A 14,269-nucleotide genomic window follows, 5' to 3' on the forward strand; every position below is an offset into this window, starting at 1 on the left:
AGGTGGAGATTCGCGCGGCGACCGTGCTGCCCGCCCGTCGCGAGCCGATCGAGCTGCACACGGCCGACGGCCTGACCCTGGTGGGTGAGCTGGCCCAGCCCCTCGACCGTCCCCCGGTCGCCACGCTGGTGACGCTGCACCCGCTGCCCACCCACGGCGGGTTCATGGACAGCCACGTCTACAAGAAGGCCGCCAACCGCCTGCCGGCCCTCGCCGACCTCGCCGTCCTGCGCTTCAACACCCGCGGCACCTCCTCCGAGCGGGGCACGTCCGAGGGCGCGTTCGACGGGGGAGAGGGCGAACGGTACGACGTCGCCGCGGCCCTCGAGTACGCCGAGTTCCACGACCTGCCGCGCGTGTGGGTGGTCGGCTGGTCGTTCGGCACCGAGCTGACGCTCAAGTGGGCGCACGACCCGCTCGTGGAGGGCGCGATCCTGCTGTCGCCGCCGCTGCACCGGGCGACCGACGACGACCTCGACGCCTGGGCCCGGTTCGGTCGGCCGCTGGTGGCGCTGGTGCCCGAGTTCGACGACTACCTGCGGCCCGAGGAGGCTCGGGCGCGGTTCGCGCGGGTGCCGCAGGCCGAGGTCATCGGGGTCGAGGGCGCCAAGCACCTGTGGGTCGGGGAGCCGTACGTACGGATCGTGCTCGACGAGATCGTCAGGCGGGTGAATCCGGCGGCCTGGCCGCTGCCCACCGAGGTCGCCTGATCATAGAATCTTGTTCTGCCAAGGTGGCGGCGACAGGAGGCGGCATGGGCGCGTTCGATCTCGGCGGGAAGCAGGCTCTGGTCACCGGGGCGTCGAAGGGCATCGGGCGGGCGGTCGCGCTCGCGTACGCCGACGCCGGGGCCGACGTGGCGCTCGTCGCGCGCTCGGCCGAGGCGCTCGGCCAGGTCGCCAAGGAGATCGAGGCGCGCGGCCGGCGCGCCGTGGTGATCCCCGCCGACCTCACCGACCGCGAGGCCGCGGCCGCCGCGATCGACGGGCTGGGTCACCTCGACATCGTGGTCAACAACGCCGGTGGCGCCAACTTCATGGTCGAGTTCAAGGATCTGCGGCTGTCCGGCTGGGACAAGCTCATGCGGCTCAACCTCGACTCCGCCATGGCCGTCTGCCACGCCGTGGCCCCGCACCTGCTCGGGCGCGGCGAGGGGGCGGTGATCAACGTGGCCTCGGTGGCCGCGCTGGGCGCGCCGCTGCTCGCGCCGTACGCGGCCGCGAAGGCCGGCCTGGTGGCCCTGACCAAGACGCTGGCCGTGGAGTGGGCGGCGTCGGGCGTACGGGTCAACGCCCTGTGTCCCGGCTGGACGGCCACCGACATCAACCGCGACCTGTGGGACGACGAGTCCGGCGGCGCCGCCACGGTCGCCACGGTGCCCATGCGACGCTGGGGCACCGTGGAGGAGATGGCGCAGCCGGCCGTGTTCCTGGCGAGCCCCGCCTCGGCGTACATGACGGGTCAGGTGCTGTTCGTCGACGGAGGCGCCACCGCGATCTGAGCGCTGTCGCTTTTGCGGCGGAAGCGAGCCGACTGTCGCTTTGTCGGCGTGGCTGAGGCTGCCGAAGGGGTAACAGGCACCGGCCATGGAGTGATTGTCGCCGTGAACCGGGTTACCGTGTGGTCCGTGCAGCTCTACACGAGATCTGCCGGGACCGGCGTCCCGGTTGTGCTGCTTCACGCGTTTCCCCTGTCGTCGGCCATGTGGCTGGCGCAGCGGGAAGGACTGGCCCGAGCCTGCCGGGTGATCACGCCCGACCTGCGTGGCTTCGGCGGGTCGCGGCTGGGCGAGGACGAGCCGTCGATCGACCTGATGGCCGACGACGTCGCCGAGCTGCTCGACGCGGAGGGCATCGACAAGGCGGTGGTCGGCGGGCTGTCGATGGGCGGTTACGTCACCATGGCCTTCTGCCGCCGCCACCCCGACCGGGTGCTCGGCGTCATCCTGGCCGACACGAAGGCGACCCCCGACCCGCCCCCGGCACAGGCCAACAGGGAACGGATCGCGCAGGCCGTGCTGTCCGACGGCAGCGACGTCCTGGTCGACGAGGTGCTCCCGGCGCTCACCGGCCCGACGACCAGGGAACGGCGGGCCATGGTGTTCGGCCGGGTCAAGGGGCTCGTGCAGTCGGCCCCGCCGGGCGCCGTCGCCTGGGCGCAGCGGGCCATGGCCGCGCGGCCCGACTCGTTCGAGACGCTCCGCGCGCTCAAGGTGCCGCTGCTCGTCGTCGTGGGGGAGGAGGACGAACTGTCACCGGTCTCCGACGCCGAGGCGATGGCACAGGCGGTGCCCGACGCCAAGCTGGAGGTCATCCCCAAGGCCGGACACCTGAGCGCCGTCGAGCAGCCGGAGGCGTTCAACGCCGCGCTCGCCGAGTTCCTCCGCACCGAGCTGGGCGCACGCTCCTGACCCGGCAGGTCACGCCTGATCCTGGTGGGGGAACACGATCTCGCGGATGACCAGCGAGATCGCGGCCGCCACCGGGATCGCCAGCAGGGCGCCCACGATGCCGAGCAGCGCGCCGCCGAACAGCGCCGCGATCACCGTCACGGCGGGCGTCACGTCCACCGAGTGCTTCATCACGCGCGGATAGACGACGTAGTTCTCGACCTGCTGGTAGACGACGAAGAAGACCGCGCACGCGATTCCGGCCGGCAGCGACTGCAGCAGCGCCACGCCGGTCACCAGCACCGCTCCGATCGTCGCGCCCACCAGCGGGATCAGGTCGGTCAGGGCCACGATCAGGGCGAGCGCCAGCGCGTACTGGACGTCGGCGATCGACAGGAAGATCCACGTGAGCACGCCCGCGATCACCGAGATCAGCACGTTGCCCGCCACGTAGCCGCCGATGCCGGTGAGGATCTGCTCGGCCATCGACCGCGTACGGGGCCGGCGCGAGGCCGGGACGAGCTTGAGCAGGTAGTCCTTGATGGTGTGCAGCGAGCCCAGGAAGTAGAGCATGAGCACCAGCAGCGTCACCGTGGTGAACACGCCGTTCAGCACCACCAGCCCGGCTCCCATGATGCCGCTCGCCAGTGAGGGGCCGAGGGTGCTCGTCACGAACGTCCGGACCTGGGTGAGGATCTGGTACTCGGCGTCGAGCTGGCGCAGCGTCTCGTTGTTGCTCAGCTCGGTGATGTAACCGGGCACGGCGTTGACGAACTCCGTGAGCTGCTGGCTGACCGGCGGCACCACGGCCAGCCCGAACAGCGCGAAGGCGACGATCACCCCGGCGAACACGATGGAGATCGCGGCCCGTCTGGCCAGCCCGCGGCGCTGCAGCGCGACGACCGCCGGATCGAGCCCGACCGCGAGGAACATCGCCACGACCACCAGGATGATCGTGCTCAGCGACTGCATGACCATCTGCGCGATCGCGATCGCCGTGAGCACGCCCAGCCCACCGACCAGGCCGAACAGGAACGGCCCGCGCGCGAGTGGCTTGCCGGGCAGCCCGTACGGCTGCGTCTCGTCGCCGTTCTCCGGCCGGCCGGCGGCGGGTTCGTCCGCGGCGGCTTCTTGGGGGGACGTCTGCCTGGCGTCCGGCTCGACCACGGCAGGTTCGGCTTCTGCGGACAAGGGGTTCTCCAGGGGGTACGGGAGGGTATGCCGGACGAACCACCTGCGGGTACGCGCCCGGCGGACAACAAGAGAGCCTAGCGATCGGGTGATCGCCAGGCTCTCTCAGCCGTCAAGCAGCCCCGGGTGAGGCGTCGCGTTACTCCTGCCACCACTCGGCGTCATCGTCGGACTTGGCAGCGGCCTCGGGCTTCGGCGCCGCGGCCGGAGCCGCCGCCGGGACGGCCGCCGGAGCCTCGGCCGCCGCGATCGCGGGCTTGGCCGGGGCCGCGGCGACCGCGGGCTCCGGGTCCATGCCGGGCAGGGCGGCCCCGCCGAGCAGCTGGCGCAGCTGGGCGAGGTGGCTGGTGATGCTGTCGCGCTGGCGGGTCAGCTCGTCGACCTGACGCTGCATCGCCGTACGGGTGCGCTCGGCCTCGTTCTTCGCGTCGGTGACGATCGTCTCGGCGTTGGTCTTGGCCTCGGCCACGATGGTCTCGGAGTTCTTGCGCGCGTTGGCGACGAGCTGCTTGGCGTGCAGGTCGGCCTCGCGGCGGGTCTGGTCGGCCTGCTGGGTGGCCTTCGTGGCCCGCGACTCGGCGGTGGCGGCCCGCTGTTCGGCCTCGGCGACCAGCTTCTGCGTGGCGGCCTGCGCGGTGGCGTGGCGCTCGGCCTCCTGGCGCTCGGCCTCCTCGCGGCGGGAGGCGAGCTGGATCTCGAACTCGGCCTCGTCCTGCGCCCGCTTGGCCTCGGACTCCTCGAGCACCCGCTGAGCCTGCGCGCGCATCTCGTCGGCCTGCCGCTTGGCGGTGGTCAGCACCTCGTCGCGCTCACGCTTGGTAGAGGCGCGCAGCTGGGCCACCTCGCGCTCGGTCGTGGTGCGCAGCTTGGCGATCTCACGCTCGGCGTCGGCGCGCTTCTCCGCGACCTCGTGGTCGGCGGTGGCGCGCAGCTTGGCGGCCTCGCGCTCGGTGGTCTGCGTCAGCTCGTCGGCCTCGCGGCGGGCCGTCGAGCGGATGTCCTCGGCCTCCCGCTCGGCCGTCGTGCGCATCTCCTCGCTCTCGCGAGTGGCCTGGGCGCGCTTCTCGGCGGCCTCGGCCTCGGCGGCGGCGCGCATGTCGGCGGCATCGACCTTGGCCGCGGCCTTGATCTCGTTGGCCTCGGACCTGGCCGCCTGCACGAGCTCGGTCGCCTGCTCCTCGGCGAGGCGGAGCAGCTGCTCGATGCGGGCCCCGAGCCCCGAGTAGGTGGGTCGTTCCTGCTCCTGCAACTGCCGCTGGGAGTCGGACAGGTCGCGCTGGAGGCTGACGACCTGCTCGCGGGCCTGCCGCAGCTCGCCGTCGATCTGCTTGAGATGGTCGTGGACCTGGTGCCGGTCGTAACCACGGAGCACCACGTCGAACTCGCGCGCTGGGGCGTCCTCGAAGAAGTTGTTGAGCTGGGCGTCGATGTCGGACTGCATGGAGGCTCGATCCTGGGTTGTCGAGACGGCTACACGGGCCGGACGGGGGGTTCGGGGCACCCGAGCCAGGAGCCCATGCCTGACGGCGAGCTCCTTGTCCGGTGGAAGGCCCAGCGTACTCCGCTGGTGCCACCTGCGGAGCCCCGTCCACCTTTCTGCGTGACTAGTTACATATGAACGTTTTTTGCATTTTGTGATGGTGTGGCGGCCTGAACCAACTCGGTCAACATTCCGCCCACATCCTTCGGATGGATGAATGCGATTTCGGACCCCATCGACCCGTGCCTGGGCCGTTCGTCCAGCAGTCGTACGCCCTTCTCCTGCACCTTCCGCATGGCGTCGGCGACGTCGGGGACGCCGAATGCCACGTGGTGCACCCCCTCACCGCGCCTGGCGAGGAATTTTCCCACAGGTGAGTCATCGGAGAGAGGCTCGAGCAACTGAATGTAGGAGCCCCCGCCTTCACCGTCGGCGATGTGCAGCATGGCCTCCTTGACGCCCTGTTCCTCGTTCACCTCCCGCGCGACCACCGTCAGCTCGAACGTCCGCGAGAACAGTTCGATCTTCTCCTCCAGGTCGCGGCAGGCGATACCGATGTGGTCGATCCGCATGAACATGTGTGGCCTACCTCCATGGCGAGCGACGTGCTACCCGTGGGTATGGTGTCAAAGACCCGACGCGCGAGCACAGGAGGCCGTTGTCATGTCCAGTTCCGTCATCGTCGCCGGAGCTCGCACCCCCATCGGCAAGCTACTAGGAGCCCTGTCCGGCCTGCAGGCCGTCGATCTCGGGGGCATCGCCATCAAGGCCGCCCTCGAGCGGGCGAGGGTGGCACCGGAGGCCGTGCAGTACGTCATCATGGGCCAGGTCCTCCAGGCCGGCGCGGGCCAGATCCCGTCGCGTCAGGCCGCGACCAAGGCCGGCATCCCGATGACCGTCCCCTCGATCACGATCAACAAGGTGTGCCTGTCGGGCCTCGACGCCATCGCCCTGGCCGACCAGCTGATCAGGGCCGGCGAGTTCGACATCGTGGTGGCCGGCGGCATGGAGTCGATGACCAACGCCCCCCACCTGCTGCCCGGCCTGCGCAAGGGCGTCAAGTTCGGCGGCTCCGAGGTGGTCGACTCGATGGCCCACGACGGCCTGTTCTGCGCGTTCGACCAGTGCGCGATGGGCGAGTCGACCGAGCACCACAACGCGCTGCGCGGCATCGGTCGCGAGGAGCAGGACGCCTTCTCGGCCCGCTCCCACCAGCTCGCCGCCGCCGCCGTCAAGAACGGCGTCTTCGAGGACGAGATCGTCCCGGTGGAAATCCCGCAGCGCCGCGGCGAGCCCCTGGTCGTCAAGGACGACGAGGGCGTACGCGGCGACACCAGCGTCGAGACGCTCGCCAAGCTCCGCCCCGCCTTCGCCGCCGACGGCACCATCACCGCCGGGTCGTCCTCGCAGATCTCCGACGGGGCCTGCGCCGTGGTGGTCATGTCGAAGGCCAAGGCCGAGGAGCTCGGGCTCGAGTGGCTGGCCGAGATCGGCCGGCACGGCAACGTCGCCGGCCCCGACGCCTCCCTGCACTCGCAGCCGGCCAACGCCATCAAGCAGGCCATGGCCAAGCAGGGCGTCGCGGCCGACGACCTCGACCTGGTCGAGATCAACGAGGCGTTCGCGAGCGTCGTGCTGGAGTCGGCCAAGGAGCTCGGCCTCCCGCTCGACAAGGTCAACGTCAACGGCGGCGGCATCGCTCTCGGGCACCCGATCGGCGCGTCGGGCGCGCGTATCGTGCTCACCCTGGCGCACGAGCTGAAGCGCAGGGGCGGCGGGCTGGGCGCCGCCGGGCTGTGCGGCGGCGGCGGTCAGGGCGACGCCCTCCTCGTCACTGTCCCCAAGGCCTGACTCTCCGGACCACATGGCGATGCCCCGGCTTTCCGTCCAGTAACGGAAAGCCGGGGCATCGCCGTGTCGCGCTCGTGGCCCGGCCAGGATCCGGACCCTTCGCACCGCCCCTTACGGGGGTTGTTCAGCCCGGCCGCGAGGGAGGCGGCGGCCGGGCTGCTTGTGGAGGGTCATGGGACGAGGAAGCGGGCGAAGACCGAGCGGCGCTCGGCGGGCCGCTCCGTGCGCGCCTGCGTCACGCGCCGGTGTTCGGCGGCCGCCTGCCGGAGCTCGGCCGCGTGGTGCTGCATGATCGTGTAGTCGAGTTCGGCGTTCATGCCGGTGATGACTCCCTTGATGTGCGTTCTGCTGGCACTCTCAAGACTCGTCCTAAGGCCCCCGGCGGCACATCGGGCGTATGCCTTATCTCCTGACCTCTCCCGACATAAGGACGGATGGAGGGATGCTTAGGCGATCACCTGGCCGCCTAAGGTCACGGCTCGTCGCCGTGCTTCACGGTGACCTTGGTGAAACCGAGCGACTTCAGCATCCCCGTCAGCATGCTCTTCGTGTTGGCGTCGGCCCTGGCCCGCAGGTCGCTCGCCACGGCCGCCTCAAGGATCTTCTTCTCCGCCAGGAGGTAGAGCTCCCGCTGGTCGCCGGGCGAGCCCGACAGGAAGCCCTGGACCCGGTCGATCAGTCCGCGCTGCTGGGCGAACACGTACGAACGGCTGTTGTCGAGGTTGGGCTTCTCCAACTGGGCGCGTGGCACGCGGATCGTCGCCTCGGTACGGTCGTCCGACACCGTCACGCCGTTGGTCGCCATGCCCGCGAAGTCGACGTAGGCGTCCACCCCGCCTGCCCCGACGAAGAGCGTCCGGCTGCCCTTGATCGCGTCGGGCAGGAAGGTGGCGTCCTTCTCCAGGTCGACCACGACCTGGAAGTTGCCCGTCGCGGCCTCGAACCGGCTCAGGTCCTTGATGGACTGCAGCAGCACCGGCTGGCTGCGGTCGACCGTGCGCTCGCCGAGCGGGTCGAGCCAGGACCACGCCAGGCGCCCGCCCACCACGAGCAGGATCGCGAGGACGAGGAGCCCGGCCACATATCGCCACCTGCGCCGCCGCCCGGCCGTGGCCACGGGCGGCGTCGTACGGGAAGTCGTCATGCGAGCATGACTACCCCGCGAATGATCATCAGTGCCAGCCGAGCGGTGACATCTTCGAGACCTGTGCGGCCTCCAGCAGGGGCCGGCCGTCCGCGCAGCCCTGGCAGCCGCCCTCGGGACGTCCTTCCACGAGACTCCCGGCGGCGCCGTCGGGCTCGAGCGGGCGGACGAACGCGACCCGCGCCGCGCCCGGCTGCGGCCGCTGCGGCTCGTGCGCCGGCGCGTGGGCCGAGTAGCCACGCCCCGGGATGCGCGGCGCCGGCTGGGACGCGACCTCCATCACCGGCCAGTTGCCGCCGGACGTGTCGCGGTCCCAGGCGACAGGGGGAGCGGTCGGCGCCTGACCGGTCGCGGAGATCTTGGGGTGATCGCCGGGCTCGTGCGTGCGCGGGGTGTCGTCCGGACTCTCCGTGACGTCGGGAGCGGCGGTGTGGTCAGGGGTCGCCGGCGCGGTGGGCACGGTGGGCACCGTGGGCATGGTGGGCCCGGTGGGAGCTGCGGGCGCGGCCGGGGCGGTCGGGGTCGGAACGGCCGACGGCGTGCCGGTCGGCTCGGGGTAGACCGGGTAGACCTGCGTCGTGCCGGGAGTCGGGCGCGCGACCGGGGGCGCCACCTGCACGTGACCGGGCCCACCGCCGAAGTGGCTGCTCGACAGCCGGCAGCCCTGGAAGTCGCTGTAGAACATGCGCAGCCACTCGCGCCGCTGGTGTTCGCTGAGCGAGGAGAACCACGCGGTCGCGTACTGGTGCTCGGGCAGCGGCGCGCCAGGCAGCGGCTCACCGCGCAGCCAGGCCACCACGATCTGCCGGTAGCCCTCGGCGACCGTGCCGTGGCACGGAGGGGCGAGCGACTCGATGTACTCATACGCCGCCTCGTCGGCGAACCCGGCCGACAGGTCGGGGATGTGCACCGGGGCCAGCCCGTAGCGTGGCCTCAGCTGCTCGTCCAACGGACGCTGCTCCACCAGCGTGAACTCGGCCGGCGTGCCGGCCAGCCGGGAGGCGATCTGGGTGAACGCCGCCCCGAGCTCGGTCAGCCCTGCCCGCATCCCGGGATGGACGCACACCGTGATCGGCCACTCATGGCAGCTGTGGGAGATGTCGGTGGCGGCGGCCGGCCGCGGCGCGGCGAGCACCCGTGTGACGCCCATGCCGGCGCACAGGACGCCGAGCAGCGCGCACGCCAGTACGAGAGCCTGCCGGGTGACCAGCGCCGCCCAGCCGAGCAGCAGCGCCGCCGAGATGCCGAGCAGCCAGATCGTCTGGTCGAAGAACGGCGTGCCGGCCAGACCCTGGAACAGGTCGTACGGCTCGCCCGTGCCTGGCGCGAGCTTGTCGGCCCACCCGCGGTCGTCGGCCAGCCACGAGAACACCACGTAGCAGCCCAGCCCGGCGATCGGCGGCGTGTACGGCCTGGGGGCCACCCAGCCGGCCACCCACCCGATCACCGAGTAGAGGGCGAGACCGGCCATGCCCATGCCCAGGGCCGAGACGCTCAGGCGCCCCGCCTGGTCGGTGAGCACCGTCTTGACCGCCAGCACCAGCACGGTGGCGGCGAACGACCCCAGCACCACCATCACGATCGCGAGCGGCGCCTTGAGCGCCCGCCACGTCGTGAGCGACCGCCCGCGCAGCGCACGGCGCTTGCGCAACGCCACCCAGGCGGCGAAGGCGGCGGCCACGGGCCCGGTCAGCCGGAGCGAGCCGATGACCGCGGCCACGATGTTCTCCCAGGCGTCGACGCCCGGTATCAGGACGTTCCACGCCGCGACCAAGCCGACAGCGAGCAGCACGGCCACTGTGACGGCCGCGCTGTGCTTCAGCTCCTCTCGTGAAACGCCCGCGTGCTCACGCACTCTTTTCCCCGTTGAAGTTCATCAAGCACCCCCGTGCCCCTCGGCAAGGCGGAAGCGAAGAGTCCTTTCTGGCCGGTCCCCACAGCCACAGGACTTGGCGTCCGCGTCACCATACGTACGAGAACCATAACTGAGCGTGATGATTGATGTCCGTATTCTTGGTCAGCCGAGGAAGTCTGTCGCGCAGAGTAGCCAGGCGAACCGGGACGACCGGCGCGCGCTACCGTAGCGCTGTGCCGCCGCAGAAGCCTCTCAACCTGCCGTTCGACCCGATCGACCGCGCCGCGGAAAGCTGGCGTACCCACTTCGGGGCGTCGTCCGCCATGGCCGCCGTTACCTCGATCATGAGAGCGCACCAGATACTGCTGTCGCAACTTGACTCACTCCTGAAGTCGTACGACCTGACCTTCGCCCGGTACGAGGCGCTGGTGCTGCTCACGTTCAGCAAGAACGGCGCGCTGCCGCTGTCGAAGATCGGTGAACGGCTCATGGTCCACCCGACGAGCGTCACGAACACGGTGGACAGGCTGGAAAGGTCCGGGTTCGTCCGACGGCTGCCCAACCCGCGCGACGGCCGCGGCGTCCTCGCCGAGATCACCGAGACCGGCCGCGACGTGGTGCGCCGCGCCACGGCCGACCTGATGGCGGCCGATTTCGGGCTGTCCATGTACGCCGAGGACGAACTCCACCAGATGTTCGACCAGCTGCGCACGCTACGGGTGGCGGCGGGTGACTTCTCCGCCCCTGCCATGCGGCAAGATGAAGGGCATGGCGGACTTCTCTAGGCCCGGGTCGCTCTACGGAGCGATCGATCTGGGCGCGCGCAAGCAGGCACTGGAAGCTCAGGCCCGGCGGGAAGCGGCAGGTCCCCAGGCGGCCTCGTCGGCCTCGATCGTCGAGGTGACAGAAGAGACCTTCACGGCCGATGTCATCGACCGGTCCATGACCGTGCCCGTCGTCCTCGACCTCTGGTCGCCCCGGTCCCCGGGCAGCGTCCAGCTCAGCCCGGTGCTGGAGAAGGTCGTCGGCGACCTGGGCGGCAGGGCCGTGTTGGCCAGGGTCAACGTCGACGGCAGCCCGCAGATCGCCCAGGCGCTGCGCGTGCAGGCCGTGCCCACCGTGCTGGCGATCTTCCAGGGGCAGGCCGTCACCGGCTTCCAGCAGGTGCTGCCCGAGCAGGAGGTGCGCCGCTGGCTCGACGAGCTGATGGGCGCGGTCGAGCAGTTCTACCAGGCCAACCCCGGCGCCCGCCCGCCGGCGGCGGAGGGAGAGCAGGAGGCCCCCGCGAGCCCGCCCGCCGACCCCGACCTGCTGGCCGCCGAGCAGGCCATCGACGACGGCGACCTCGACGCGGCGGCCGCGGCCTACGAGCGGCTGCTGGCCCGTGTCCCTGGCGACGAGGACGCCCGGATGGGCCTGGCCGGCGTCAACCTCATGCGCCGCACGGCCGACGCCGACCCCGCCGACGTGCAGCGTAGGGCGCAGGACGCGTCCGACATCGACGCGCAGCTGCTCGCCGCAGACCTCGAGATGCTGTCCGGCGACGTCGACCGGGCGTTCGAGCGGGTCATCGCCGTGGTCAAGCGCGCGTCGGGCGACGAGCGCGACCGGGCCAGGCGCCACCTGCTCGGTCTTTTCGCCGCATTGCCGGCAGAAGACCCATCCTTGGTCAAGGCACGTAGAGCTTTGGCGAGCGCCCTGTTCTAATCTGGTGATATGCGGGTTGTCACGATATCCGCGACATATGGCACGGCCGGTAGCCAGATAGGTCCGGCCGTGGCCGAACGGCTCGGCGTGCCGTTCGTCGACCGTGCGATCCCCGGCGCCGTGGCAGCCGAGCTCGGCTGCTCGCTGGAAGAGGCGCTGGCCCACGACGACCGCGCCGAGCGCGGTCTCGGGCGGCTGCTGTCGGGGGCGCTGCGGCTGCCCACGGTCACCTTCGGCGGCGTCGACATGTACGTCCCCGGCGCGCTGCCGCTGCCGCCCGAGGAGTTCGTCCGCCACACCGAGCACGTCCTCACGGAGATCGCCGCCCAGCAGGGCGGCGTGTTCCTCGGACGGGCGGGGGCGATCGTCCTGGCCGGTCAGCCTGGCGCGCTGCACGTACGGCTCGACGCGCCGATCGAGCGGCGGGTCAGGCAGACCGCCACGCTCGGCGGGATGAGCGAGCGTGAGGCCCGCAAGCTCATCAACGAGAACGACCAGGCGCGCACGGCGTACGTGCGGCATTTCTACCGGGTCGATCCGGCCGATTCGCGGCAATACCATCTCGTCATCGACAGCACCACCATTCCCGTTCCCGCATGCGTGGAACTGATAGCCCTGGCCTCCACGGCACTGGATTGACCGAATGCCCCCTACGATGGGAGGACTTCTTGGTCAGTCCCGAAGGAGCGATTGACGTGGCCACCGTTCCGAGTGTGTCGTACTCCATCACCGTGCGTCTTGAGGTGCCCGCCGGCGGCAAGGCCGTCAGCCTGCTCACCCACGCCGTAGAGTCGGCGGGAGGTGTCGTCACGGCTCTCGACGTCACCAACGCGGGCCACGAGAAGCTCCGCATCGACGTCACGTGCGCCGCGCGCGACACCGACCACGCCCAGGCCATCGTCGACCAGCTCGAGGCCGTCGAGGGCGTCGTCATCCACAAGGTGTCCGACCGCACCTTCCTCATGCACCTCGGCGGCAAGATCGAGATGGTGTCCAAGGTGCCGCTGCGCAACCGTGACGAGCTCTCGATGGCCTACACGCCCGGCGTCGCGCGGGTGTCGATGGCGATCGCGCGCAACAAGGAGGACGCGCGGCGCCTGACCATCAAGCGCAACACCGTCGCGGTCGTCACCGACGGCTCGGCCGTGCTGGGGCTCGGCAACATCGGCCCTGAGGCGGCGCTGCCGGTCATGGAGGGCAAGGCGGCGCTGTTCAAGCGGTTCGCCGGCATCGACGCCTGGCCGATCTGCCTCGACACGCAGGACGTCGACGAGATCGTCCGTACCGTGCAGGTGATCGCCCCCGGCTTCGGCGGCATCAACCTGGAGGACATCGGGGCGCCGCGGTGCTTCGAGATCGAGCGGCGGCTGCGCGAGCTTCTCGACATCCCGGTCTTCCACGACGACCAGCACGGCACCGCGATCTGCGTGCTCGCCGCGCTCACCAACGCGCTGCGCGTGGTGAACAAGGACCTCGAGACCGTCAAGATCACGATGGCGGGTGCCGGCGCGGCCGGCACCGCGGTGCTGCGGCTGCTGCTCGCCGCCGGGGCCCGCAACATCGTCGTCTGCGACTACCTGGGCGCCGTCCACCAGGGCCGTGACGACCTCGACGACTCCCTGCGCTGGATCGCCGAGCACACCAACGAGGAAGGCTACGCCGGCGACCTGCGCGGCGCCGTCAAGGACGCCGACGTCTTCGTGGGCGTGTCCGCGCCCGGCATCCTGACGGGCGACGACATCGCGACGATGGCCAAGGACCCGGTGGTGTTCGCGCTGGCCAACCCCGAGCCCGAGGTGTCGCCCGACGACGCCCGCGAGCACGCCGCGGTGGTCGCGACCGGCCGCTCCGACTTCCCCAACCAGATCAACAACGTGCTGGCGTTCCCTGGCGTGTTCCGCGGGCTGCTCGACGCCCAGGCGGGCGGGGTCACCGACGACATGCTGCTCGCCGCCGCGGGCGCGCTGGCCGCGGTGGTCACGCCCGAGGAGCTCGGCCCCAACTACATCATCCCGAGCGTCTTCCACCCGGACGTGGCGACCGCCGTGGCCGCCGCCGTCCGCGAGTCCGCGGGCGGCCGCGCCCGCGGCTTCACCGAGGCGTGATCCTCACCGACACCGTGCCGAAGGGGCCCTGGTCCGCTGACCGGGGCCTCATCCTGTCGGGGCGGTGGTGACGGCGGGCATGAGGCGGTAGCTCTCCTGGAAGACCAGGTTGTGGGCGTCGGCGGCGGCGATCGCGCGCATGGTGTCCAGCTGGCCGGCCGCGTCCGTCTCGTCGAAGACGTTCAGCGGCCAGTCGCCCACCGTGTTGCCCCGCAGGTGCGGATGGTGGAAGTCGCGGCCGAAGTGGGCGACCACCGCGATCGGCTGCACCCCGCTCGCGCGCTGCTCCGGCCAGGTCAGCGACCACATCGCGTTCAGGCCGCCCTCCTGCGACCGGGTGACGCCGCTGGCCACCACCTCCCCGGTGCCGAGCAGCAGGTCGGCGTCGGCCTCGTCGAGCGCCCGGCGCGCCACCGGGTCGATCAGCTCGACGGCCCTCGCGAACACGCGTTCCTTGTCCTCCCGCGTGACGGCGGGGCCGTGGTTGCCGTCGCGCAGGTCGGTGAAGTGCCTCAGCAGGGCCTCGTTGAAGGGAGTCGGCATGCCT

At 71.0% G+C, this 14,269-nt stretch carries 15 protein-coding genes; 8 read left to right on the top strand and 7 right to left on the bottom strand.

Annotation, left to right across the window (positions count from 1 at the left end; translation table 11 throughout):
* Nucleotides 1-2 precede the first annotated feature (2 nt).
* From BLR04_RS11885 to BLR04_RS11895, 3 genes are all read left to right on the top strand, one after another.
* A complete protein-coding gene (locus BLR04_RS11885) occupies nt 3-710 on the top strand; it encodes an alpha/beta hydrolase (RefSeq protein WP_090762717.1) in 708 nt (235 codons plus the stop codon).
* Nucleotides 711-754: 44 nt separating this feature from the next.
* Complete coding sequence (locus BLR04_RS11890) at nt 755-1,501, top strand: SDR family NAD(P)-dependent oxidoreductase (protein ID WP_090762719.1); 747 nt, start codon at nt 755-757, stop codon at nt 1,499-1,501.
* Nucleotides 1,502-1,627: 126 nt separating this feature from the next.
* Entirely contained in the window at nt 1,628-2,410 is a 783-nt protein-coding gene (locus BLR04_RS11895; RefSeq protein ID WP_090763029.1) for an alpha/beta fold hydrolase, read from the top strand.
* Between the two features lie 9 nt (nt 2,411-2,419).
* Here the strand turns inward: BLR04_RS11895 and BLR04_RS11900 are convergent, their stop codons facing one another.
* From BLR04_RS11900 to mce, 3 genes are all read right to left on the bottom strand, one after another.
* On the bottom strand, nt 2,420-3,580 hold the full coding sequence (locus BLR04_RS11900) for an AI-2E family transporter (RefSeq protein ID WP_245740190.1): 1,161 nt from the start codon (nt 3,578-3,580) through the stop codon (nt 2,420-2,422).
* Nucleotides 3,581-3,719: 139 nt separating this feature from the next.
* Nucleotides 3,720-5,021: a DivIVA domain-containing protein gene (locus BLR04_RS11905; protein WP_090762723.1), complete on the bottom strand. Its 1,302-nt coding sequence runs from the start codon at nt 5,019-5,021 to the stop codon at nt 3,720-3,722.
* Nucleotides 5,022-5,188: 167 nt separating this feature from the next.
* Nucleotides 5,189-5,638: a methylmalonyl-CoA epimerase gene (gene mce / locus BLR04_RS11910; protein ID WP_090762724.1), complete on the bottom strand. Its 450-nt coding sequence runs from the start codon at nt 5,636-5,638 to the stop codon at nt 5,189-5,191.
* Nucleotides 5,639-5,723: 85 nt separating this feature from the next.
* Between mce and BLR04_RS11915 the strand changes: the two genes are divergently transcribed.
* Nucleotides 5,724-6,911: an acetyl-CoA C-acetyltransferase gene (locus tag BLR04_RS11915; protein ID WP_090762726.1), complete on the top strand. Its 1,188-nt coding sequence runs from the start codon at nt 5,724-5,726 to the stop codon at nt 6,909-6,911.
* 170 nt (nt 6,912-7,081) lie between these two features.
* Here the strand turns inward: BLR04_RS11915 and BLR04_RS40560 are convergent, their stop codons facing one another.
* From BLR04_RS40560 to BLR04_RS40565, 3 genes are all read right to left on the bottom strand, one after another.
* The gene (locus BLR04_RS40560; protein WP_176903039.1) at nt 7,082-7,228 is read right to left on the bottom strand and encodes a hypothetical protein; all 147 of its coding nucleotides are present in this window, start codon (nt 7,226-7,228) and stop codon (nt 7,082-7,084) included.
* A 155-nt stretch (nt 7,229-7,383) separates the two neighbouring features.
* Nucleotides 7,384-8,055, bottom strand: a complete 672-nt coding sequence (locus BLR04_RS11920) for a DUF4230 domain-containing protein (RefSeq protein ID WP_090762728.1) — start codon at nt 8,053-8,055, stop codon at nt 7,384-7,386.
* Between the two features lie 28 nt (nt 8,056-8,083).
* Nucleotides 8,084-9,910, bottom strand: a complete 1,827-nt coding sequence (locus tag BLR04_RS40565) for a hypothetical protein (RefSeq protein ID WP_090762730.1) — start codon at nt 9,908-9,910, stop codon at nt 8,084-8,086.
* 233 nt (nt 9,911-10,143) lie between these two features.
* Here BLR04_RS40565 and BLR04_RS11930 point away from each other — a divergent pair, with 233 nt between their 5' ends.
* The 4 genes from BLR04_RS11930 to BLR04_RS11945 are packed head-to-tail and all read left to right on the top strand — an operon-like array spanning nt 10,144 to nt 13,722.
* Nucleotides 10,144-10,695: a MarR family winged helix-turn-helix transcriptional regulator gene (locus BLR04_RS11930; RefSeq protein WP_245740191.1), complete on the top strand. Its 552-nt coding sequence runs from the start codon at nt 10,144-10,146 to the stop codon at nt 10,693-10,695.
* Nucleotides 10,679-11,617, top strand: a complete 939-nt coding sequence (locus tag BLR04_RS11935) for a tetratricopeptide repeat protein (RefSeq protein WP_090762734.1) — start codon at nt 10,679-10,681, stop codon at nt 11,615-11,617. The genes BLR04_RS11930 and BLR04_RS11935 overlap by 17 nt, the downstream gene beginning before the upstream one ends.
* A gap of 9 nt (nt 11,618-11,626) precedes the next feature.
* A complete protein-coding gene (locus tag BLR04_RS11940) occupies nt 11,627-12,256 on the top strand; it encodes a cytidylate kinase-like family protein (protein WP_090762736.1) in 630 nt (209 codons plus the stop codon).
* Nucleotides 12,257-12,312: 56 nt separating this feature from the next.
* Nucleotides 12,313-13,722 carry an NAD-dependent malic enzyme gene (locus BLR04_RS11945; RefSeq protein ID WP_090762738.1) on the top strand — a complete coding sequence of 470 codons (1,410 nt, stop codon included), beginning with the start codon at nt 12,313-12,315 and terminating at the stop codon, nt 13,720-13,722.
* Between the two features lie 48 nt (nt 13,723-13,770).
* Here the strand turns inward: BLR04_RS11945 and BLR04_RS11950 are convergent, their stop codons facing one another.
* Nucleotides 13,771-14,265, bottom strand: coding sequence for a hypothetical protein (locus tag BLR04_RS11950; RefSeq protein ID WP_090762740.1), 495 nt, complete (start codon nt 14,263-14,265; stop codon nt 13,771-13,773).
* Nucleotides 14,266-14,269 lie beyond the last annotated feature (4 nt).

It is taken from the genome of Nonomuraea maritima, from assembly GCF_900100395.1.
In the GTDB taxonomy this organism is placed as follows: domain Bacteria; phylum Actinomycetota; class Actinomycetes; order Streptosporangiales; family Streptosporangiaceae; genus Nonomuraea; species Nonomuraea maritima.